General features: G+C 46.7%; 2 protein-coding genes (1 of these 2 cut by a window edge). Both read left to right on the plus strand.

Features of this window, described 5'->3' with window-relative positions:
• On the plus strand, positions 1 to 15,129 hold the full coding sequence (gene pksJ, locus NX903_RS08590; RefSeq protein WP_086343857.1) for a polyketide synthase PksJ: 15,129 nt from the start codon (positions 1 to 3) through the stop codon (positions 15,127 to 15,129).
• A protein-coding gene (gene pksL, locus NX903_RS08595; protein WP_144499908.1) for a polyketide synthase PksL crosses the window boundary here: on the plus strand, positions 15,113 to 26,286 show its 5' portion. It continues 2,461 nt past the right edge of the window; 11,174 of the gene's 13,635 nt are visible here — the first part of the coding sequence; its start codon is at positions 15,113 to 15,115; its stop codon lies off the right edge, out of view. Before pksJ ends, pksL begins: the two co-directional genes overlap by 17 nt.

The raw sequence follows: 26,286 nt of genomic DNA on the forward strand, positions 1-26,286 counted from the left end.
ATGAGAAATAATGATAATATCCGCATATTAGCTAATCCTTCTGTCAGTCATGGTGAGCCTTTACATATATCTGAAAAGCAGCCGGCAACAATACCTGAAGTTTTATACAGAACGGCGGCAGAGCTTGGGGATACAAAGGGAATCATTTATTTGCAGCCGGATGGAACTGAAGTTTACCAATCATACAGACGATTATGGGATGATGGACTGCGCATTGCAAAAGGGCTTCGCCAATCAGGCCTGAAAGCAAAACAAAACGTGATTTTGCAGCTTGGTGACAATTCACAGCTTCTCCCTGCGTTCTGGGGGTGTGTGTTAACAGGGGTTGTTCCGGCTCCATTAGCCGTTCCGCCAACGTATGCTGAATCGAGCAGCGGCACTCAAAAGCTGAAAGACGCATGGACGCTTCTTGACAAGCCGGCGGTGATTACGGACCGGGGGATGCACCAGGAAATGCTCGATTGGGCAAAAGAACAAGGGCTTGAAGGGTTCAGGGCAATTATTGTAGAGGATCTGCTCAGCGCTGAAGCGGACACAGATTGGCATCAATCCAGTCCTGAAGACTTAGCGCTTTTATTGCTGACTTCAGGCAGTACGGGAACGCCCAAAGCAGTTATGCTTAATCATCGTAACATTATGAGCATGGTGAAAGGGATTATTCAAATGCAAGGCTTCACCAGAGAGGATATTACGTTTAACTGGATGCCGTTTGACCATGTCGGAGGGATCGGAATGCTGCATTTGCGGGATGTTTATCTTGGCTGTCAGGAAATTAACGTCTCAAGCGAAACAATCTTAATGGAGCCGTTGAAATGGCTGGATTGGATTGATCATTACCGAGCTTCTGTTACGTGGGCGCCGAATTTTGCGTTTGGTCTGGTTACTGATTTTGCAGAAGAAATAAAAGATAGGAAATGGGATCTGTCTTCAATGCGATACATGCTCAATGGCGGTGAAGCAATGGTAGCCAAGGTAGGGCGCAGAATACTTGAGCTTTTAGAACCACATGGACTGCCTGCTGACGCCATCCGACCTGCATGGGGAATGTCCGAAACTTCATCGGGCGTTATTTTTTCTCATGAATTTACCCGGGCTGGAACAAGTGATGATGATCATTTTGTTGAAATAGGCTCTCCAATCCCCGGCTTCTCTATGAGAATTGTGAATGACCGTAATGAATTGGTTGAAGAGGGCGAGATCGGCCGTTTTCAAGTCTCGGGTCTTTCTGTTACTAGCGGTTATTACCAGCGGCCTGATTTGAATGAGAGTGTGTTTACAGAAGACGGCTGGTTTGAAACCGGAGATCTTGGCTTTTTGCGAAACGGGCGCTTAACCATAACAGGCCGTACGAAAGATGCAATTATCATTAACGGCATTAATTATTACAGTCATGCAATTGAGTCTGCAGTTGAAGAATTATCTGAAATTGAAACTTCTTATACTGCTGCTTGCGCTGTCCGTCTGGGCCAGAATTCAACAGATCAGCTGGCTATCTTCTTTGTTACTTCCGCAAAATTAAATGATGAGCAGATGTCTCAGCTTCTTAGAAACATACAATCCCATGTCTCACAGGTGATCGGAGTCACCCCGGAATATTTGCTGCCTGTACAAAAAGAAGAGATTCCAAAAACGGCTATCGGAAAGATCCAGCGCACCCAGCTAAAAACTTCATTTGAAAATGGAGAGTTCGACCACTTGCTACATAAACCCAATCGGATGAACGATGCAGTCCAGGATGAGGAGATGCAGCAAGCAGACCAGGTGAAAAGAGTAAGGGAAGAAATACAGAAGCATCTGCTCACCTGTTTGACTGAGGAGCTGCACGTTTCCCGCGATTGGGTGGAGCCAAATGCAAATATCCAAAGTCTTGGTGTGAATTCTATCAAGATGATGAAGCTCATTCGATCGATCGAGAAAAACTACCATATCAAACTAACAGCCAGAGAGATACATCAATATCCTACAATTGAACGCTTAGCCAGCTATCTATCAGAACATGAAGACCTCAGCAGCTTGTCTGCTGACAAAAAGGGCACGGACACATATAAAACCGAACCGGAAAGGAGTCAGGCAACTTTTCAGCCTCTCTCTGAGGTTCAAAAAGGATTATGGACATTGCAAAAAATGTCACCCGAAAAAAGTGCATATCACGTACCCCTCTGTTTTAAATTTTCGTCAGGGCTTCACCATGAAACATTCCAGCAGGCTTTCGGCCTTGTATTGAATCAGCACCCAATCTTAAAGCACGTCATCCAAGAGAAAGACGGAGTGCCATTTCTTAAAAATGAGCCAGCACTTTCAATTGAAATCAAGACAGAAAATATCTCAAGTATGAAAGAGTCTGATATTCCTGCTTTTCTTAGAAAGAAAGTAAAGGAACCGTATGTAAAGGAAAACAGCCCGTTAGTGCGTGTCATGAGCTTTTCCAGATTTGAACAAGAGCATTTTTTATTAGTTGTCATTCACCATTTGATTTTTGACGGAGTTTCGTCTGTCACATTTATACGCAGTCTGTTTGATACCTATCAGCTTCTTTTAAAAGGACAGCAGCCGGAAATAGCTGTTTCTCCTGCCATTTATCATGATTTTGCGGCATGGGAGAAAAACATGCTTGCCGGCAAAGACGGTGTGAAGCATCGTACATATTGGCAGAAACAGCTATCGGGAACTTTGCCGAATCTTCAGCTGCCTAAGGTCAGCGCAAGTTCAGTCTCTGAGTTTAGAGAGGATACATACACCAGGCGGCTGTCCAGCGGCTTCATGAATCAGGTCAGAATGTTTGCGAAAGAGCATTCTGTAAATGTCACGACGGTATTCTTAAGCTGCTATATGCTGCTGCTTGGCCGTTACACCGGCCAAAAGGAACAGATCGTCGGCATGCCGGCCATGGTGAGGCCGGAAGAAAGATTTGATGATGCCATTGGACATTTTCTCAATATGCTCCCGATTCGGAGTGAGCTGAACCCGGCAGACACTTTTTCTAGCTTTATTTCAAAATTGCAATTAACGATATTGGATGGACTTGATCATGCAGCATATCCTTTTCCAAAAATGGTGAGGGATCTGAATATTCCTCGCAGTCAAGCAGGTTCACCGGTATTTCAAACCGCTTTTTTCTATCAGAATTTTCTTCAATCCGGAAGCTATCAAAGCTTGCTGAGCCGCTATGCTGACTTCTTTTCTGTCGATTTCGTTGAGTGTATTCACCAAGAGGGCGAATACGAATTAGTATTTGAACTGTGGGAAACAGAAGAAAAAATGGAGCTGAACATCAAGTACAATACTGGGCTGTTTGATGCGGCTTCTATATCCGCCATGTTCGACCATTTTGTTTATGTAACAGAGCAGGCGATGTTGAATCCATCTCAGCCTTTAAAAGAGTATTCTTTATTACCTGAGGCAGAGAAGCAGATGATTCTCAAAACATGGAACGCCACAGGAAAAACGTATCCATATATAACTTTTCATGAGTTGTTTGAGCAGCAGGCGAAAAAGACGCCTGATAGAACGGCTGTCAGCTATGAAGGTCAAACATTGACGTATCGGGAGCTTGATGAGAAAAGCACACAGCTGGCCATTTATTTGCAGGCGCATGGAGTGGGTCCTGACCGTCTGGCGGGAATCTATGTGGATCGATCGCTGGATATGCTAGTGGGTTTATTAGCGATCCTCAAGGCTGGGGGAGCGTATGTGCCGCTAGACCCGTCCTATCCGGCTGAACGATTAGAATACATGCTTGAGGACAGTGAAGTTTTCATTACACTGACGACATCGGAATTAGTAAATACGTTGAGTTGGAACGGTGTCACAACAGCTCTTTTAGATCAAGATTGGGATGAAATTGCTCAAACAGCCTCTGATCGAAAAGTGCTTACACGCACTGTCACGCCGGAGAACTTGGCATATGTCATTTATACATCCGGCAGCACAGGAAAGCCAAAAGGTGTCATGATACTGCATAAAGCTTTGACAAACTTTCTCGTTTCGATGGGGGAAACACCAGGTCTTACTGCAGAGGATAAAATGCTTGCTGTCACAACCTATTGTTTTGATATCGCAGTTCTGGAATTATTTTTGCCTTTAATAAAGGGCGCACACTGCTATATTTGTCAAACGGAGCATACAAAAGACGTTGAAAAACTGAAACGGGACATCCGCACGATCAAACCGACAGTGATGCAGGCAACCCCCGCTACGTGGAAGATGCTCTTTTATTCAGGCTGGGAAAATGAAGAGAGCGTGAAAATTTTATGCGGAGGCGAAGCATTGCCTGAGACATTAAAACGATATTTCTTAGATACGGGCAGCGAAGCCTGGAATATGTTCGGGCCAACCGAAACAACTATCTGGTCAGCGGTTCAGCGCATTAACGATGAATGCTCTCATGCCACGATAGGAAGGCCAATCGCCAATACACAAATCTATATTACGGATTCTCAGCTCGCGCCAGTGCCGGCAGGTGTCCCGGGTGAGCTGTGCATTGCAGGAGACGGTGTGGCGAAGGGCTACTACAAAAAGGAAGAATTAACGGACTCGAGATTCATTGACAACCCTTTTGAGCCTGGGTCTAAGCTTTATAGAACGGGAGACATGGCCCGCTGGCTTCCGGGAGGGCGAATTGAATATATAGGCCGCATCGATAATCAAGTAAAAATCCGCGGATTCCGTATTGAACTTGGTGATATTGAAAGCAGGCTTAGTGAGCATCCCGGCATTCTGGAATGCGTTGTGGTCGCAGATATGGATAACCTGGCTGCCTATTATACAGCTAAACATGCAAATGCTTCTCTCACAGCGAGAGAGCTGCGTCATTTTGTGAAAAACGCTTTGCCTGCCTTTATGGTGCCTTCTTATTTTATTCAGCTTGATCATATGCCGTTAACTCCGAACGGAAAGATAGATAGAAACAGCCTTAAGAATATCGATTTATCAGGGGAGCAGCTAAAGCAAAGGCAGACCTCTCCTAAGAACATTCAGGATACTGTTTTTACCATTTGGCAGGAAGTGCTGAAAACGAGTGACATTGAATGGGATGACGGATTTTTCGATGTGGGCGGGGATTCGCTTCTCGCGGTCACTGTGGCTGATCGTATCAAACATGAACTATCCTGTGAGTTTTCTGTCACAGACCTGTTTGAGTATTCAACGATTAAAAATATCAGCCAGTACATCACTGAACAGCGAATGGGCGATGCAAGTGACCATATGCCGACAGACCCGGCAGCTCATATAGAAGATCAGTCTACCGAGATGAGTGATCTCCCAGACTATTATGACGATAGTGTAGCGATTATTGGCATATCGTGTGAATTTCCAGGGGCAAAAAATCATGATGAATTTTGGGAGAACCTCAGAGACGGCAAGGAAAGCATAGCGTTTTTCAATAAAGAAGAGCTTCAGCGCTTTGGCATTTCAAAGGAGATAGCGGAGAATGCCGACTATGTCCCTGCTAAAGCTTCAATTGAGGGGAAAGACAGATTTGATCCAAGCTTCTTTCAAATCTCTCCTAAAGACGCTGAATTTATGGACCCTCAGCTTCGGATGCTGCTGACTCATTCATGGAAAGCAATAGAAGATGCCGGTTATGCTGCGAGACAGATTCCGCAAACCAGTGTTTTTATGTCGGCAAGCAATAATTCTTATCGCGCGCTGCTGCCGTCAGATACAACAGAGAGCCTGGAGACGCCGGACGGCTATGTTTCGTGGGTGCTTGCACAGAGCGGGACGATCCCGACAATGATTTCTCATAAGCTCGGGCTGAGAGGGCCAAGCTATTTCGTTCATGCCAACTGCTCATCATCTCTGATTGGATTGCATTCTGCCTATAAAAGCCTCCTGTCGGGTGAATCTGATTATGCTTTAGTTGGCGGTGCAACGCTGCATACCGAGTCAAATATCGGATATGTGCATCAGCCGGGGCTGAACTTTTCGAGTGATGGACATATTAAAGCTTTTGACGCTTCAGCTGACGGAATGATAGGCGGTGAGGGCGTTGCTGTTATATTGCTGAAAAAAGCAGCTGATGCAGTAAAGGACGGGGATCATATCTATGCCTTGCTGAGAGGCATTGGTGTAAATAACGACGGCGCTGACAAAGTCGGCTTTTATGCTCCAAGCGTTAAAGGCCAGGCTGACGTGGTCCAACAGGTCATGAATCAAACGAAGGTACAGCCTGAATCCATCTGCTATGTAGAAGCACACGGGACCGGAACGAAGCTGGGGGACCCGATCGAGCTGGCGGCTTTAACAAACGTTTACAGGCAATATACAAATAAAACGCAATTTTGCGGCATTGGGTCGGTGAAAACCAATATCGGACATTTAGATACAGCCGCCGGTCTTGCGGGCTGCATTAAGGTTGTGATGAGTCTTTATCATCAAGAGCTTGCACCGAGTATCAATTATAAGGAGCCGAATCCAAATACAGACTTAGCCAGCTCTCCTTTTTACGTCGTCGATCAAAAGAAAACGTTAAGCCGTGAGATCAAAACGCACAGGGCTGCACTTAGCTCGTTCGGGCTTGGCGGGACAAATACCCATGCCATTTTTGAACAATTCAAAAGGGATTCAGATAAGGGAAAGATAGACGGAACCTGCATCGTCCCGATCTCGGCGAAAAATAAAGAGAGGCTGCAAGAGTATGCAGAAGACATTCTGGCCTATTTAGAAAGAAGAGGGCTTGAGAACAGCCAGCTGCCTGATTTTGCGTATACCCTTCAGGTGGGGCGCGAAGCGATGGAGCATCGCGTTGTCTTTATTGCCGATCATGTAAATGAGTTAAAACAGAGGCTCACAGATTTTATCAATGGAAATACAGCGATTGAAGGCTGTTTTCAAGGAAGTAAGCACAATGCCAGAGAGGTTTCATGGCTGACGGAGGATGAGGACAGCGCTGAACTCATACGTAAGTGGATGGCCAAAGGAAAAGTAAACAAGCTTGCAGAAATGTGGAGCAAGGGAGCGCATATAGATTGGATGCAGCTTTACAAGGGAGAGCGCCCAAACAGAATGAGTCTGCCGACTTATCCATTTGCAAAGGAACGATACTGGCCGTCGCAGGATGACCGCAAACCGGTGGCGCAGATATCCGGAAATCAGACAGGGATCGGCTCTATTCATCCATTGCTTCATCAGAATACATCTGATTTTTCTGAACAGAAATTCAGTTCGGTTTTCACTGGTGACGAATTTTTCCTGAGAGACCATGTGGTAAGAGGAAAGCCTGTGCTTCCTGGTGTTGCGTACCTTGAAATGGCGTACGCGGCTATAAACCAGGCGGCAGGAAGTGAAATTGGCCAAGATGTCAGAATCAGATTGAATCATACAGTCTGGGTTCAGCCTGTTGTGGTTGACAGACATTCAGCTCAAGTGGATATCAGTCTCTTTCCTGAAGAAGATGGAAAAATCACCTTTGACATTTACAGTACACAGGAAGACGGGGACGACCCTGTTATTCATAGTCAAGGCAGTGCGGAGCTGGCATCTGCCGCCGAAACGCCAGTCGCAGATCTCACTGAAATTTCACGCCGCTGCGGCAAAGGAAAGATGTCGCCTGATCAATTTTACGAAGAAGGCAGAAGCAGAGGAATGTTCCATGGTCCGGCCTTTCAAGGAATTAAGAATGTGAATATAGGAAACAGAGAGGTTTTGGCGCAGCTGCAGCTTCCAGAAATCGTTTCTGGAACGAATGAACAGTTTGTGCTGCACCCAAGTATCATGGATTCCGCCTTGCAGACAGCAACAATATGTATCATGCAGGAATTGACGGATCAAAAGCTGATTTTGCCATTTGCGCTTGAGGAGCTTGAGGTGATCAAAGGGTGTTCTTCTTCTATGTGGGCTTATGCCCGCTTAAGTGACAGCGATCACTCCGGAGGGGTTGTTCAGAAAGCGGATATCGATGTCATTGACGAGAGTGGAAGCGTATGTGTCAGGATCAAAGGATTCTCAACGAGAGTATTAGAAGGGGAGGTTCATACTTCAAAGCCTTCAACACGGCACGAACGCTTAATGCTTGAACCGGTGTGGGAAAAACAGAATGAAGAACGAGAGGACGAAGATCCTTCGTACACGGAGCATATCATTGTTCTCTTCGAAACTGAACGAAGTGTCACAGACAGCATTGCCTCCCACATGAAAGATGCCCGTGTGATTACTCTAAACGAAGCTGTAGGACATATTGCTGAACGTTATCAATGTTACATGCAGAACATTTTTGAACTCCTGCAAAGCAAGGTCCATAAGCTTTCTGCAGGCCGTATCATCATTCAAGCGATTGTTCCGCTGGAAAAAGAGAAGCAATTGTTTGCCGGCGTTTCCGGTCTGTTTAAAACAGCAGAAATAGAGTTCAGCAAACTGACTGCTCAGGTCATCGAAATTGAGAAACCTGAAGAGATGATAGACCTTCACCTCAAGCTGAAAGACGACAGCCGGAGACCATTTGACAAACAGATTCGATATGAGGCTGGACACCGTTTTGTGAAAGGCTGGAGGGAAATGGTGCTTCCTTCAGCTGATACGCTTCACATGCCGTGGAGAGACGAAGGCGTTTATCTAATCACAGGCGGAGCAGGAAGCTTAGGCCTTCTGTTTGCAAAGGAAATTGCCAATCGAACTGGCCGGTCTACTATTGTGCTGACGGGACGATCTGTTTTAAGTGAGGATAAGGAAAACGAACTGGAGGCTCTTCGAAGCATCGGAGCGGAGGTTGTCTATCGAGAGGCTGATGTAAGTGATCAGCATGCGGTTCATCATCTTTTTGAGGAAATCAAAGAAAGATATGGCACTCTCAATGGAATTATTCACGGTGCAGGCAGCATTAAAGATCACTTCATCATTCATAAAACGAATGAAGAGTTTCAAGAAGTATTGCAGCCAAAAGTGAGCGGGTTGTTACATGTAGACGAATGCAGCAAGGATTTCCCATTGGACTTTTTCATTTTCTTCTCATCTGTTTCGGGATGTTTAGGAAACGCTGGACAAGCCGATTATGCGGCAGCCAATTCGTTTATGGATGCATTTGCTGAATACCGCCGTTCTCTTGCGGCATCAAAAAAGAGATTCGGCTCCACCATTTCCTTCAATTGGCCGTTATGGGAAGAAGGCGGTATGCAAGTCGGCGCTGAAGATGAAAAGAGAATGCTGAAAACGACGGGAATGGTCCCGATGCCGACAGATAGTGGCTTGAAAGCATTTTATCAAGGGATAGCATCTGATAAGCCGCAAGTTTTTGTGATGGAAGGACAGCTTCAGAAAATGAAACAAAAACTGCTTTCCGCAGGATCGAAAGCCAAGCGGAACGATCAGAGAAAGACGGATCAGGATCAAGGACAAACTAGAAAATTGGAAGCAGCCTTAATCCAAATGGTTGGCGCAATTTTGAAAGTAAACACTGACGATATCGATGTCAACACAGAGCTGAGTGAGTACGGATTCGACTCAGTTACATTCACTGTCTTTACAAACAAGATCAACGAAAAATTTCAGTTGGAGCTAACACCGACCATTTTCTTTGAATATGGCAGCGTCCAAAGCCTGGCCGAATATGTAGTTGCTGCGTATCAGGGCGAATGGAATCAAGATGCTACTGCTAAAGGCATAGATGAAAGAACAAACTCATTGCACAGTTTAAACAGCCTGGAGGCATCATTAAGCAACATGGTCAGTGCAATTTTAAAAGTAAATAGTGAAGATATTGATGTCAATACAGAGCTGAGTGAATACGGATTTGATTCCGTTACATTTACGGTCTTTACAAACAAGATTAACGAAGAATTTCAGTTGGAGCTAACGCCGACCATTTTCTTTGAATATGGAAGTATCCAAAGCCTGGCTGAGTATTTGACTGCTGAACATGAGGACACCCTGGTTCAGGAGCGCGAAAAACCAGAGGGGCAGGAAGAGTTACAGACAAAATCCCCTGAAGCGCCGAAAATCACATCACGTAGAAAGCGCCGCTTTACACAGCCTGTTATTGCAAAAGCAGAAAGAAACAAAAAGCAGGCTGCCGATTTTGAGCCGGTTGCAATTGTCGGCATCAGCGGCCGATTCCCTGGCGCTATGGATATAGATGAATTTTGGAAAAACCTAGAAGGAGGGAAAGACAGCATCACAGAAGTTCCAAAAGATCGATGGAATTGGCGGGAGCATTATGGAAACCCAGACACTGACGTCAATAAAACTGACATCAAATGGGGCGGGTTTATTGATGGTGTCGCAGAGTTTGATCCGTTGTTTTTTGGTATTTCGCCGCGAGAAGCTGATTATGTAGACCCTCAGCAGCGCTTGTTAATGACATACGTGTGGAAGGCACTGGAAGATGCGGGTTGCTCGCCGCAAAGCCTTTCGGGTACAGGGACCGGTATCTTTATCGGTACGGGAAACACCGGTTATAAAGATCTATTCCATAGAGCGAATCTTCCAATTGAAGGCCATGCTGCTACAGGTCATATGATTCCTTCGGTAGGCCCGAATAGAATGAGTTATTTTTTAAATATTCATGGTCCGAGCGAACCAGTAGAGACGGCCTGTTCCAGTTCTCTTGTAGCCATTCACCGTGCTGTGACTGCGATGCAAAACGGTGATTGTGAGATGGCGATCGCTGGAGGCGTGAATACGATCTTAACCGAGGAGGCGCATATTAGCTACAGCAAGGCGGGTATGCTCAGCAAAGACGGCAGGTGTAAAACCTTCTCCGCCGATGCGAATGGCTATGCCAGAGGCGAAGGGGTCGGAATGGTCATGTTGAAAAAGCTGGAAGATGCCGAGCGCGACGGAAATCATATTTATGGCGTTATTCGGGGCACGGCGGAAAATCACGGCGGAAGAGCCAATACCCTGACATCGCCTAATCCGAAAGCACAAGCTGATTTGTTGGTGCGTGCATATCGCCAAGCAGGCATAGATCCAAGCACTGTCACATATATCGAAGCACATGGAACAGGGACGGAATTGGGCGATCCGATTGAAATAAATGGGCTGAAAGCCGCGTTTAAGGAACTATCCAATATGAGAGGCGAGAGCCAGCCGGTTGTTCCGGATCACCGTTGCGGCATCGGCTCAGTTAAAAGCAATATCGGTCATTTAGAGCTAGCAGCCGGTATTTCCGGTTTGATCAAAGTGCTTTTGCAAATGAAGCATAAAACGTTAGTGAAAAGCCTGCATTGCGAGACGCTTAATCCTTATCTTCAGCTGACTGACAGTCCGTTTTACATCGTTCAGGAAAAACAGGAATGGAAGTCTGTCACAGATCGTGACGGAAACGAGCTTCCGCGCCGTGCCGGAATCAGTTCGTTTGGGATTGGCGGAGTGAACGCGCATATTGTGGTTGAAGAATATATGCCAAAAGCCAATTCAGAACACACGGCTACAGGACAGCCAAACGTGATTGTGCTGTCGGCTAAAAATAAAAGCAGGCTGATAGATCGTGCTTTGCAATTGCTTGAGGCGATTCGCAATAAAAAATATACAGATCAGGAGTTGCACCGCATCGCTTACACCCTGCAGGTCGGGCGCGAAGAAATGGATGAGCGTCTGGCGTGTGTTGCGGGGACAATGCAGGAACTTGAAGAGAAACTGCAGGCGTTTGTTGACGGTAAGGAAGAAACAGACGAATTTTTCCGGGGACAGTCTCATCGAAATAAAGAGACCCAGACTATTTTTACAGCAGATGAAGATATGGCGTTGGCACTTGATGCTTGGATCAGAAAAAGAAAATACGCCAAACTTGCTGATTTATGGGTCAAAGGGGTCTCAATCCAGTGGAACACATTATACGGAGAGACCAAACCGCGCCTGATCAGCCTCCCTTCATATCCGTTTGCGAAGGATCACTATTGGGTGCCGGCAAAGGAACGTTCAGAAAGAGACAAAAAAGAACTGGTTAATGCGATTGAAGATCGGGCTGCATGCTTTTTGACGAAACAATGGAGTTTGAGTCCAATTGGCTCAGCAGTGCCGGGGACAAGAACCGTTGCCATCCTGTGCAATCAAGAGACAGCAGATTTAGCAGCAGAATTGTCTTCGTATTTTCCGAATCATCTCTTATTAGATGTGAGCCGGATAGAAAATGATCAGTCAGACATTGATTGGAAAGAGTTTGACGGCCTAGTGGATGTCATCGGATGCGGTAGGGATGATGAGGGCCGGCTGGATTGGATTGAATGGGTGCAAAGACTGGTTGAATTCGGGCATAAAGAGGGGCTCAGGCTGCTTTGTGTGACGAAGGGGCTCGAATCGTTTCAAAACACATCTGTCCGGATGGCTGGCGCCTCACGGGCTGGGTTGTATCGAATGCTCCAATGCGAGTACAGCCATCTTATATCAAGGCATATGGATGCTGAGGAGGTTACTGATCATCGCCGTCTCGCGAAGTTGATCGCTGATGAGTTTTATTCCGATTCTCATGATGCCGAGGTTTGCTACAGAGATGGTTTACGGTACCAAGCTTTTCTAAAAGCTCATCCGGAAACAGGTAAGGCCACGGAACAAAGCACGGTCTTCCCGAAAGATCATGTACTTCTCATTACAGGCGGCACACGAGGCATCGGACTATTATGCGCCCGTCATTTTGCAGAGTGCTATGGAGTGAAAAAACTGGTGCTGACCGGACGAGAACAGCTTCCTCCGCGAGAGGAGTGGGCGCGTTTTAAGACATCAAACACATCATTGGCAGAGAAAATCCAGGCAGTGCGGGAGCTGGAAGCGAAGGGTGTACAGGTGGAGATGCTGTCGCTGACGTTATCTGATGATGCTCAGGTTGAGCAAACGCTGCAACATATCAAGCGAACATTAGGACCGATTGGCGGTGTCATTCATTGTGCAGGTCTGACGGATATGGATACGCTGGCATTTATCCGAAAAACTTCAGATGATATCCAGCGGGTGATGGAACCTAAGGTGTCAGGTCTTACAACGTTATATCGCCATGTGTGTAACGAGCCTTTACAGTTTTTTGTCTTATTTTCTTCTGTTTCAGCCATTATTCCGGAGCTTTCGGCGGGACAAGCTGACTATGCGATGGCCAATAGCTATATGGATTATTTTGCAGAAGCACATCAGAAACATGCGCCGATCATCAGTGTTCAGTGGCCGAACTGGAAAGAAACCGGTATGGGTGAAGTGACAAATCAAGCGTATCGGGAAAGCGGCTTGTTGAGCATTACGAATTCAGAAGGCTTACGTTTTCTAGATCAAATTGTATCGAAAATGTTCGGACCGGTTGTTCTCCCTGCGATGGCGAATCAAACAAACTGGGAGCCGGAACTGCTGATGAAGAGGAGGAAACCGCATGAGGGCGGTTTGCAGGAAGCTGCTTTACAGAGCCCGCCAGCCAGAGACATTGAAGAGGCCGATGAAGTTTCCAAATGTGATGGGTTATTATCTGAAACACAGTCCTGGCTAGTTGATCTGTTTACCGAAGAGCTGAGAATAGATCGTGAAGACTTCGAGATTGACGGGGTGTTTCAGGATTATGGCGTGGATTCGATCATTTTGGCACAAGTGCTCCAGCGTATAAACCGCAAATTAGAAGCAGCACTCGATCCATCGATTCTATATGAATACCCGACAATTCAAAGGTTCGCAGATTGGCTGATCGGTTCTTATTCCGAAAGGCTGTCCGCTTTATTCGGAGGCAGGATATCGGATGCATCAGCACCTTTGGAGAACAAAATAGAGGCGGAGGCATCTGTTCCTGCGGAGGATCGAGCTCTTACACCTCAGATTCAGGCGCCAGTGATTTTGTCACCGGACTCTCATGCAGAAGGTATTGCCGTTGTCGGACTCTCTTGCCGATTCCCTGGGGCAGATACATTGGAGTCATATTGGTCGTTACTATCCGAGGGGCGTTCGTCAATCGGCCCGATTCCGGCAGAGCGTTGGGGCTGTAAGACGCCATATTATGCCGGCACGATTGATGGCGTCAGCTATTTTGATCCTGATTTCTTTTTGCTTCACGAAGAAGACGTAAGGGCGATGGATCCGCAAGCACTGCTCGTGTTGGAAGAGTGTCTGAAACTCTTGTATCACGCCGGTTATACACCTGAGGAAATAAAGGGCAAGCCCGTCGGTGTTTATATCGGAGGCAGAAGCCAGCACAAACCTGATGAAGAGAGCCTTGATCATGCCAAGAATCCGATCGTGACAGTCGGTCAAAATTATTTAGCGGCTAATCTTTCACAATTTTTTGATGTCCGCGGCCCGAGTGTTGTAGTTGACACCGCATGCTCGTCAGCTTTGGTCGGCATGAATATGGCCATTCAGGCGCTGCGTGGCGGAGATATTCAATCCGCCATAGTCGGCGGTGTCAGCTTACTGAGCTCAGATGCCTCTCACAGGCTGTTTGACCGGCGCGGCATTTTAAGCAAGCATTCATGCTTCCATGTGTTTGATGAGCGTGCTGATGGAGTTGTGTTAGGTGAAGGCGTCGGAATGGTCATGTTAAAAACGGTAAAACAGGCACTGGAAGACGGAGATACCATATATGCTGTTGTGAAAGCGGCCTCGGTCAATAATGACGGAAGAACGGCGGGGCCTGCAACACCTAATCTGGAGGCGCAAAAGGAAGTCATGAAAGATGCGCTTTCCAAAAGCGGAAAAAAACCAGAGGACATCAGCTATCTTGAGGCAAACGGGTCAGGTTCAATCGTAACCGATCTCCTTGAGCTAAAAGCGATCCAATCAGTGTACCGTTCTGGGCACTCATCGCCTCTTTCTCTTGGCTCAATCAAGCCGAACATCGGGCATCCGCTATGTGCTGAAGGGATCGCCAGCTTCATTAAGGTTGTGCTTATGCTGAAAGAGCGCCGCTTTGTCCCATTTTTATCAGGTGAAAAAGAGATGGCGCATTTCGATCAACAGAAAGCGAACATCACGTTCAGCCGAGCCCTGGAAAAATGGACAGATTCGCAGCCTACTGCGGCTATTAACTGCTTTGCCGATGGGGGGACGAATGCCCATGTCATCGTAGAGGCGTGGGAAAAAGATGAAAAACACGCCATCAAGCGCAGTCCAATATCGCCTCCTCAATTAAAGAAACGAATGCTTTCGCCAGGCGAGACAAAGCTGGAAGCGGAGACTTCGAAAATGACTGCGGCAAACATATGGGATACTTATGAGGTGGAGGTCTAACGTGAAAAAGATAACGAAACAACTCACATTATCGTTAAAAAATCCGTTTATTTATCACCATGTGGTTTACGGACAAAATGTCCTGCCGGGATTGGCTTATATCGATATAATCTACCAGATATTCAGAGAACACGGCTTCTCCTGCTCAGAGCTTCAGCTGCGGAATTTATCTATCTATCAGCCATTGACGACGGAACAGGATGCAGTAATTGTTCTGAATATCCAATGCGCGGAGAAAAAAGAAGGAAAGTGGCAAATCACAGCCAAGGGAATTGAAAAACGTGACGGGAAAGAAGCTTCGGAAGAAAAGCTCTATATGAAGGCTGACATGCACGCAGACTCCCCAGCCATATTTGAAGAAACACTGGATTTCAGTCAAATCAAAGCATCTGCACAGAACGTTGTTCAGCTTGATGATGTATATGAACAATGCAGACGTCAGGAATTGGTGCACAGCGAATATATGAAAGCAAAAGGCTGCATCTATGAAGAGGAAGACGGCGTTCTTCTTGAGCTTTCTCTCGGTTCGGAAGCCATGCTTCACGCAGAAGGCTTTATGTTTCACCCGACTCTCATAGACGGGAGCGGGGTGGGTGCCAATCATTTGCTCACATCTTTGCTTAAAGGAGAACAGAGGCTGTATTTGCCTCTGTTCTATGAATCCTTTTCCGCTTCTGCACTTTTGCAGTCGGATTGCATGACAAGAATTAAGCGCTCCTCCGTCCGGCGGGAAAAAGAGCTGATTTATGTAACACTTGAATTTTTTAATGCGTCGGGAGAAAAAGTGGCTGAGTTGAAAAACTTTACAAGCAAATTGGTGCGAGAAGCGGAGCTGATTAGCGGAAAACATCAAGATGCACAGGAGACACAGATGACAAGAGCGGACACTGTTGAGCGTGATAAACCTGCTGACATGGTTTCTTCTCCCGTTGATTCCTACAGCGGGGCTGAACAGTTCGTAAGCCAATTAATTGCAGAGAAAATCAATAAGCCGGTAGAACAAGTTGAAAAACAGGTCGGTTATTACCAAATGGGACTGAATTCATCGGGCTTGCTTGAGGTGGTAGAAACGATCAGTGATAAGATCGGTGAGAGCCTTTCGCCGACTCTTCTGTTTGAGCATACCACCATAGCGGAGCTGTCAGCGTTTCTTGCCGAGGAATATGCTGAGCATTTTAGTGCCGCTGGTTCCCTTGGCCTTGGCCAGAATGAAAGAGCACGCGTTTCCGACACAATAAACGATCGTAAGACTGTTGAAGCTTCTCGTCCTGCACCTGTTGAGGCAGCAGGCGATATTGCGATTATCGGCTTGGCGGGCAGGTATCCGAAGGCAGCCAATATTCATGAATTTTGGAACAATCTGAAAGAGGGGAAGGACTGCGTTAGCGAGATTCCTGAGTCGCGCTGGGATTGGCAGCGACTTGAAGGAATCACATCTCCTTCGGGTAAGGACATTTCGAAATGGGGAGGATTTATTGATGATCCCGACTGCTTCGATCCCCAATTTTTCAGAATCACGCCAAGAGAAGCGGAGACAATGGACCCTCAAGAGCGGCTGTTTTTAGAAACATGCTGGGAAACGATTGAGGATGCGGGCTATACGCCAAAGACGTTGGCCAAGCCTAAAGGACGAAATAAAAGGCAGCATGTAGGAGTTTTTGCCGGTGTCATGCACAAGGATTATACATTAGTCGGAGCTGAAGAAGCATCAGCAGAAAACGTGTTTCCTCTCTCGCTCAACTATGCGCAAATCGCCAACCGTGTTTCTTACTTTTGTAATTTCCACGGTCCGAGTATGGCTGTCGATACGGTATGTTCATCCTCTTTGACCGCAGTGCACTTGGCGTTGGAAAGCATACGTCACGGTGAGTGCGATGTTGCGTTAGCAGGCGGAGTGAACCTGTCTTTGCACCCGAATAAATATATGACATACGGGGTCTGGGATATGTTTTCCACTGACGGGCACTGCCGTACGTTTGGAAAGGATGGGGACGGTTATGTGCCTGCCGAGGGTATAGGCGCGGTTTTATTAAAGCCTTTGCGCCAGGCGGAGAAAGACGGAGATCGCATTTATGCAGTTATTAAAGGAAGTGCTGTGAATCATGTGGGCACTGTAAGCGGCATTTCAGTGCCGAGCCCTGTTTCTCAAGCTGATCTGATTGAGACATGCTTGGAGAAAACGGGAATCGACCCGCGGACGATCAGTTATGTGGAAGCCCATGGAACCGGCACGTCCTTAGGAGATCCGATCGAAATACAGGGATTAGTGAAAGCGTTCCGCCAATATACGCAGGATCGGCAGTTCTGTTCAATCGGTTCTGTAAAGTCAAACATTGGGCACGCCGAATCCGCCGCGGGGATCAGCGGTTTAAGCAAGGTTGCCCTTCAGCTTCACCATCAAAAACTTGTGCCTTCTTTGCATTCGGAAGAACTGAATCCGTACGTTGATTTTGAAAAGTCTCCATTTTATGTACAGCATGAAACAGAAACGTGGAAGCAGCCTGTTATCAAGGAGAATGGGGAAGAGGTCCCTTATCCGCGGCGGGCGGGTATCAGTTCCTTCGGAGCAACTGGTTCAAACGCACATATTATCCTTGAGGAATATATTCCTCAAACAGCGGAGCAGGACGTTTCTTTGTCCTCAGATTCTGACATATCCGCAGTTATTCCGCTTTCTGCCCGTAATCAAGAACGTCTTCGTGTATATGCAAAACGTCTCTTGGATTTTCTTCATGATGGGATTCAGATTAGAGATTTGGCGTATACATTGCAGGTAGGCCGTGAACCGATGGAAGAACGGGTTTCTTTCTTAGCATCCGGAATTCAAGAATTGAGCGACCAATTGAAGGCTTTTATAGAAGGACGAAAAACCATTCAGCATTGCTGGAAGGGCCGCGTGTCAAGAGGAAGCGAACCATCGCGTCCCGGCGAATCGGTACATAAATTGCTGGAGCAAAGAAAACTCGATCAAATTGCGGAGCAGTGGGCGAACGGATCTGGTGTTGACTGGAAGCTGCTTTACGAGGGAAACAAACCAAAGCGGATCAGCCTGCCGACTTACCCATTTGAGAGGGTGCGTTATTGGGTGCCGAAAGCGGAGAAAAAGACTGATCGTTTAAAGGAGGAGCGACACATCCTGCATCCTCTTCTGCATCAAAATGTGTCCGACATATCGGGTGTCCGCTTCCGTTCAGCGTTTACAGGACGTGAATTTTTCTTGAAGGATCATGTCATAAAGGGCGAACACGTTTTACCTGGCGCAGCTTTATTGGAGATGGTTCGGGCAGCTGTGGAAAGGGCAGCTGCGGATCAGTTCCCGACAGGATTCCGGCTCCGGAATATCGTCTGGGTCCGGCCGTTCGCCGTCACAGAACAGCAGAAAGATATAGATGTACGTCTATATCCTGAGGACAATGGTGAGATTACATTTGAAATCTGCCGGGACCCTGAAAGCGCAGAGGAGTCGCCGATTGTATATGGGCAAGGGAGTGCAGTGCTTTGTGAGGCTGGTGAAAATCCGGTCATCAACATTGAAGAACTGAAGGCAAGCTATAATGGCCGGACGCTGTCACCTTTTGATTGCTACGAGGCTTATACAGAAATGGGTATTCATTATGGTGACAGCCACAGAGCGATCGACAGCCTATATGCCGGCGAAAACGGAGTTCTAGTGAAATTGACGATGCCTCCTGTAATCTCTGATACAGAAGACCATTATATTCTGCATCCGAGCATGATAGATTCGGCATTTCAAGCATCTATCGGTTTGAGGCTGGGAGGAGCTACGAGTTTAGAAGACAGAAAGGCAATGCTGCCTTTTGCCATACAGGATGTCCAAATCTTCAAAGGCTGCGAGGCATCTATGTGGGCGCGGATCACATATAGCGAGGGCAGTACAGCTGGGGATCGTATGCAGAAGCTTGATATCGATTTATGCAATGAAGAGGGGCAGGTTTGCGTGCGATTGACGGGCTATTCTGCAAGAGTGTTAGAAATAGATCAAGAAGGTCCTTCTGAAGCGACTGACACGCTATTGTTCGAACATATTTGGGAAGAACGTGCTACAGAGAGGCAAGAGCTCATAGAGTACGACACACATAAAGTCGTTGTCTGTGATGTTGGAGAACAAATGGAAAGCCTCCAAAATCATCTTGACTGTACAGTTCTGCAGCATGATACAGAGACAATTGATGAACGGTTTGAAGGTTATGCCATACAGTTATTTGAAGAAATCAAACAGCTAATGCACTCAAAAACAGGGGGACATACATTCATTCAAGTGGCGGTGCCTGCGTTGGACGAGCCTCAGCTATTAAGCGGCTTAACTGGATTGCTCAAAACGGCTGAACTGGAAAATCCAAAACTGACAGGACAGTTGATCGAAATAGAAACCGGGATGTCAGCTGGTGACCTATTCGAAATATTGGAGGAAAACAGACGCTATCCGCGTGACACGCATATCCGGCACTGGCAAGGGAAGCGATTTGTAAGCAAGTGGAAAGAAGTGTCTGGTGAGCACCTAAGTGCTGACATGCCATGGAAGGATAAAGGCGTGTATCTGATCACAGGCGGTGCGGGCGGTCTTGGATTCATCTTTGCAACTGAAATTGCAAACCAAACGAATGATGCGGTTGTGATCCTGACAGGACGCTCTCCGCTTGATGAAAGGAAGAAGAAGAAGCTTAAAGCCTTACAGAAACTTGGCATCCAAGCGATTTACAGACAAGCTGATCTGGCTGACAAACAAACGGTTGATGCCTTATTAAAAGAAACCCAAAACGTTTATGGAGACTTAGATGGCATCATTCACAGCGCCGGTTTAATAAAAGATAATTTCATTATGAAGAAAAAGAAAGAAGAGGTTCAAACCGTTCTTGCTCCAAAGGTAGCAGGACTGATTCACCTTGACGAAGCAACGAAAGATATTCCGCTCGATTTCTTTATCCTTTTTTCCTCAGGTGCCGGAGCAGTAGGAAGCGCGGGACAGGCTGATTACGCAATGGCCAATGCATTTATGAATGCATTCAGCGAATATCGCAATGGCCAAGCAGAGCTGCACAAGCGTTACGGAAAAACTCTTTCAGTGTGCTGGCCGCTGTGGAAAGACGGGGGCATGCAAATTGATGCGGAAACTGCAAGGATGCTGAAAAGAGAAACAGGCATGGTGGCCATGGAAACAGATCGTGGGATTCAGGCGCTATATCATGGCTGGACGTCAGGAAAGCCGCAAGTGTTAGTTGCTTCCGGTGTTACTGATCGGATTCGTGCATTTTTACATGAAACGGGACATGGCAAAGGCCAATCTCACGATATCAAAAAAAGCAGTCTCAATCAGGAGGCAGAAAAAGCAGACATGATCGGGGAAATTGATGAAGAAATACTAAGAGAAAAAGCGGAGAACTATTTTAAACAGGTGCTTTCTTCGGTGATTAAGCTGCCAGCCGGCCAGATTGATGCTGAAGCTCCTCTCGAGGATTACGGGATCGATTCTATCATGATCATGCATGTAACGGGTCAATTAGAAAAAGTATTCGGTTCTTTGTCCAAGACGTTGTTCTTTGAATATCAGGATATTCGCTCATTAACACGGTATTTTATTGGTTCCCGCAGAGAAAAACTGCTGGACATCTTGGGAATTGAAACAGGAAAACCTTCTGTTGAAAGAAAATCAGAACCTGAAAAACAAGAAATCCCAGTTACCCTAAGAAAGTCTGGATTTCTTCCTTTGCGAGATAAAGAGCAGAAGCAGTTAAGAGAGAAGGAAACGGAAGAAATCGCGATCATCGGTATCTCAGGTCGCTATCCACAGGCAGACAACATTGATGAATTGTGGGAAAACCTGAGAGACGGTCGAGACTGTATTACTGAAATTCCTGCAGACCGCTGGGATCACAGTCTTTATTATGATGAAGATAAAGACAAGCCTGGAAAAACCTACAGCAAGTGGGGAGGCTTCTTGAAGGATGTAGACAAGTTTGATCCTCAGTTTTTCCATATATCGCCGCGTGAGGCAAAATTTATGGACCCGCAAGAGCGTTTATTTTTGCAGTGCGTGTATGAAACGATGGAAGACGCAGGCTATACAAGAGAGCACCTCGGCCGTAAGCGTGATGCTGAGCTTGGCGGAAGCGTCGGTGTTTACGTCGGTGTCATGTACGAAGAATATCAGCTGTACGGGGCACAAGAGCAGGTGCGGGGAAGGTCTCTGGCTTTAACGGGAAATCCATCATCCATCGCGAACCGGGTATCTTATTATTTTGATTTTCACGGACCGAGTATTGCTTTAGACACCATGTGTTCTTCTTCTTTAACGGCTATCCACTTGGCCTGCCAAAGCCTGCAGCGCGGAGAGTGTGAGGCGGCATTCGCGGGCGGCGTGAATGTGTCAATCCATCCAAATAAATATTTGATGCTCGGGCAGAACAAATTTATGTCCAGCAAAGGCCGATGTGAAAGCTTCGGACAGGGCGGAGACGGCTATGTGCCGGGGGAAGGCGTTGGAGCAGTGCTTTTGAAGCCATTGTCTAAAGCAGTTGAAGATGGTGATCACATTTATGGAATCATTAAGGGGACAGCCATCAACCACGGGGGAAAAACAAACGGGTACTCAGTGCCCAATCCGAATGCCCAAGCAGATGTCATCAAAAAGGCGTTTGTGGAAGCGAAGGTTGATCCGCGGACAGTCAGTTACATCGAAGCCCACGGCACGGGAACCTCTCTCGGTGATCCTATTGAAATCACAGGGCTGTCCAAAGTGTTTACGCAAGAAACCGATGACAAACAATTTTGTGCAATAGGGTCAGCCAAATCAAATATCGGGCACTGTGAGAGTGCGGCAGGTATCGCAGGAGTAACGAAGGTATTGCTCCAAATGAAATACAGGCAGCTTGCGCCTTCCCTGCATTCAAACGTGCTGAACCCGAATATTGATTTCCTTAACTCGCCGTTTAAAGTACAGCAAGAGCTAGAAGAGTGGAAGAGGCCGATCATCAGTGTCAATGGCAAAGACATCGAATTACCGAGAATCGCAGGAGTCTCTTCATTTGGTGCCGGAGGTGTGAACGCCCATATTTTAATAGAAGAGTATGCTCCGGAACCTGTGGAGGAACGTTTACCAGCGAGGAAACAGCCGGCTGTCATTGTGCTCTCAGCAAAAAATGAGGAAAGACTTCAGAAACGCGCGGAGCGATTGCTGCATGCCATTCGTGAACAAACATATGTTGAAGCAGATTTACACCGAATTGCCTATACGCTGCAAGTCGGCCGGGAAGCGATGAACGAACGGCTGGCGTTCGTTGCGGAAACGATGCAGGAGCTTGAAGAAAAGCTGTATGAATGTATCTCCGGAACAGAAAATCGTGAATATGTCTATCGCGGACAAGTAAAGAGCAACAAAGAAGCCATTGCTGCTTTTGCTGCTGATGAGGATATGTCAAAAACAATTGAGGCATGGCTGCAAAAAGGAAAATATGCGAAGGTTTTAGACCTGTGGGTAAGAGGTTTGCGAATCGACTGGAGCACGCTATATCAGGATCAAAAACCGCGGCGCATCAGTTTACCTGCCTATCCTTTCTCAAGAGATCGCTATTGGATAGACGTACATGCAAAGGCTGAGGTAAAAAGAACGGAGGAGCCATTCGCTCCAGTACAGCCCGTTATTCCAAAGCCGTCTGTAGACAGAGAAGCCAGCGGCAAGCCTGCCAATATTACGTTACAGCCTTTAATGACCAATCAGGATCGTTTGGAGCGGACAGCATCTCTGGTTCCATCAGATACAGAAACAGAGACGATCACGGCGGAGACCTTGTGCGATGAACTGACAGCGAGCTTAGCGGAAGTGCTGTACATGGACCAAAACGAGATTGATCCAGACGAAGCATTCATAGATATCGGTATGGACTCGATTACCGGGCTCGAATGGATAAAAGCAATAAATAAACAGTATGGCACATCACTAAATGTCACAAAGGTATATGATTATCCGACCACACGTGATTTCGCTGTTTACTTAGCACACGAGTTAAGCACACAAGCTGGGGAGAAAAAACAAACGGAGACGTACACGCCGATCAGACAAAAAACAGCGGTACCTGCTGCTAAACCGGCTAATATATCTCTGCAGCCGTTAGAACATCATCAGCCAGTGCAAGAGGAAGCTGAAGAAACGATTCAATATGCAGCGGCAGAAATATCTGCATCAAGACAATATGCTGTAGCAATTGAAACGCTGCATGAAAACTTGAGGGAAAGCATAGCAGACGTGTTATACATGGAGCCATACGAGGTGGATATTGACGAAGCGTTCATAGATATCGGAATGGACTCGATTACCGGACTCGAATGGATAAAAGCGGTGAACAAGCAATACGGAACGTCTTTTACGGTAACCAGGGTATATGATTATCCAACGATACGTGATTTTGCTGAAATGCTAAAGTCCGAGCTTGGAACTCATCTTGATAGAAAGATAGAGCATACTGACTCTTTCGAAGCAGCCCAGCAAAAGCCAGCAGCACCATCTCATCCAAAGCTGGCAGAACGGCCCCTTCAGCCTGTTCAACATCCAATAAAGAAAGAACATGAGAAGAAAACGGTTCCTGTTCATCAAGACCGCCCGGAGGATGCGATAGCGATTGTCGGGATGTCGGGAAGATATCCGGGCGCTCGTAATGTAAGAGGGTACTGGGATAACCTGGTTCATGCGAGAAATGCCATTCGGGACATTCCAACATCACGGTGGGATGTTGACAAATACTATGATCCTGTCCTCAACAAAAAAGGGAAAGTCTATTGCAAATCAATGGGGATGCTTGATGATATTGAACATTTTGATCCGTTGTTTTTTAATATTCCGCCGTCAGAAGCTGAACTGATGGACCCGCAGCATCGAATCTTTTTGCAGGAAGGCTATAAAGCCTTTGAGGACGCTGGGTACAACGCCCGAACTTTAAATGAGAAAAAATGCGGTGTATATCTCGGCATTATGAGCAATGAATACGGGGTCATGCTGAACCGGCAGGCAAGAGCAAATGCCACCGGGAACAGCTTTGCGATCGCTGCGGCGCGTATTCCATATTTTCTTAATTTAAAAGGGCCTGCGATTCCTATTGACACCGCTTGTTCATCTTCATTGGTCGGCACACATTTAGCGCGGCAGGCACTTATAAACAAAGAAATTGATATGGCGCTGGTCGGCGGGGTCAGCTTATACCTGACGCCGGAATCTTACATCAGTATGTGTGAGGCCGGCATGCTTTCACCTGATGGACAATGTAAAGCATTTGACAATGGCGCGAATGGTTTTGTGCCCGGCGAGGGTGCGGGTGCGCTGGTTCTGAAAAGGCTGAAAGATGCGGAAGCGGACCGTGACCATATTTATGGCATCATCATTGGCTCGGGTATTAATCAGGACGGGAAAACAAACGGAATCACGGCACCGAGTGCGAAAAGCCAAATGGATCTGGAAAGAGACATATATGAAACATACGGCATACATCCTGAGAGTATCAGTTATGTCGAGATGCACGGCACAGGAACAAAACAAGGCGATCCAATTGAATTAGAAGCTCTGTCCACCGTATTTCAAGAAAAAACAGACAAAAAGCAGTTTTGTGCAATCGGTTCCGTCAAAAGCAATATTGGCCATACATCCGCGGCGGCAGGAGTAGCCGGGGTTCAAAAAGTGTTATTGTGCATGAATCATAAAACACTTGTGCCGACATTGAACTTCACGACACCGAATGAGCATTTTGAATTTGAGCATTCTCCTTTATACGTAAATACGGAGCTTAAGCCTTGGGAAACGACTGATGGAAAACCGCGGAGAGCATGTGTGAGCTCTTTCGGATATAGCGGAACGAATGCCCATATTGTGATAGAGGAATATCAGCCTGACAAGAGGAACGATCGATTAACAAAGCAGCACCGCTCAGCATTATTTGCACTCTCAGCGAAAAAAGAGAAGCAATTGAAGGCCTATGCGGAAGCAATGAAAGATTTCGTAACTTCCAATGAAGATATCGATCTGGAGGATATGGCATACACACTTCAGACGGGCCGGGAAGCAATGGATTATCGGCTTGCGTTTTTGACGGATTCGAGAGAAATGCTGATCAAAACTTTAGATGATTATTTGGCTGAGAAGCCGAACAGCAGCATATTTGCTGCTCACGTGAAAACGAAGAAGAGCGAAATCAAGCTGTTTGAAACGGATCATGATGCCAAAGCATTGCTGCAAACATGGATAGAGAAAAAAAGGCTGGAGAAAGTAGCAGAGCTATGGGTGAAAGGGCTGCAGATAGATTGGAACAAGCTTTATGGGGAATACACGCCTCGCCGAATCAGCCTGCCTGCTTATCCGTTCGCGGAAGAGTATTACTGGCTGCCAACTCAAGAAGGTGAACCCGAAACCATTGCTACAGCACTCCCTCATTCCGAACTGATGCCAAAGCGCTGCTTTCTGCGTAAACAGTGGCAGCCTTGTCCGATTGAACCGGCAGAAATGACGAATCAAACCGTCGCCATTTTGGCAAATGAGGAGACAATGGCATTAGCGGAAGAGCTTTCGACGTATTTCTCGACATACCGTATATTTGACATCCAAGAGCTGGAGCGGGTATCTGCTGCTGACTATGAACACGTTGCTGGAGCAATCGATCTGATCGGGTGCGGAACGAGCCATGAGCATTCTATGGGCTGGATAAACTGGCTCCAAAAGCTGATCGAGCAAGGACGTGCAAGCAAGCATCATTTGACGGTCTTGGGTGTAACAAAGGGGCTGGAGGCCTACGCAAATGAGGGTGTTCTTTTGTCTGGTGCTTCACGGGCCGGTTTATACCGCATGCTTCAAAGTGAGTACAGCCATCTTACTTCAAGACATGCAGATATGGAATGCGAAGCCTCTTTTGAGGAGCTGGCCAGACTGATTGCAGCGGAGTTTTATGCCAAGAGCACAGAAGCAGAAGTCTGTTATCGAAACGGACAGCGATATCGAGCATATTTGGCAGAGCAGCCAGCAGAAGCCGCTCTAAGTCATAAGCAAGTATCGTTTTCAACAGACAAAGTCCTGCTCATTACAGGCGGGACAAGAGGTCTCGGCTTGCTGTGTGCGCGGCATTTTGTGAAAACATACGGCGTTAAGCGGCTGGTCCTTATCGG

Source organism: Bacillus sp. FSL R5-0576, from assembly GCF_038004765.1.
In the GTDB taxonomy this organism is placed as follows: domain Bacteria; phylum Bacillota; class Bacilli; order Bacillales; family Bacillaceae; genus Bacillus; species Bacillus subtilis.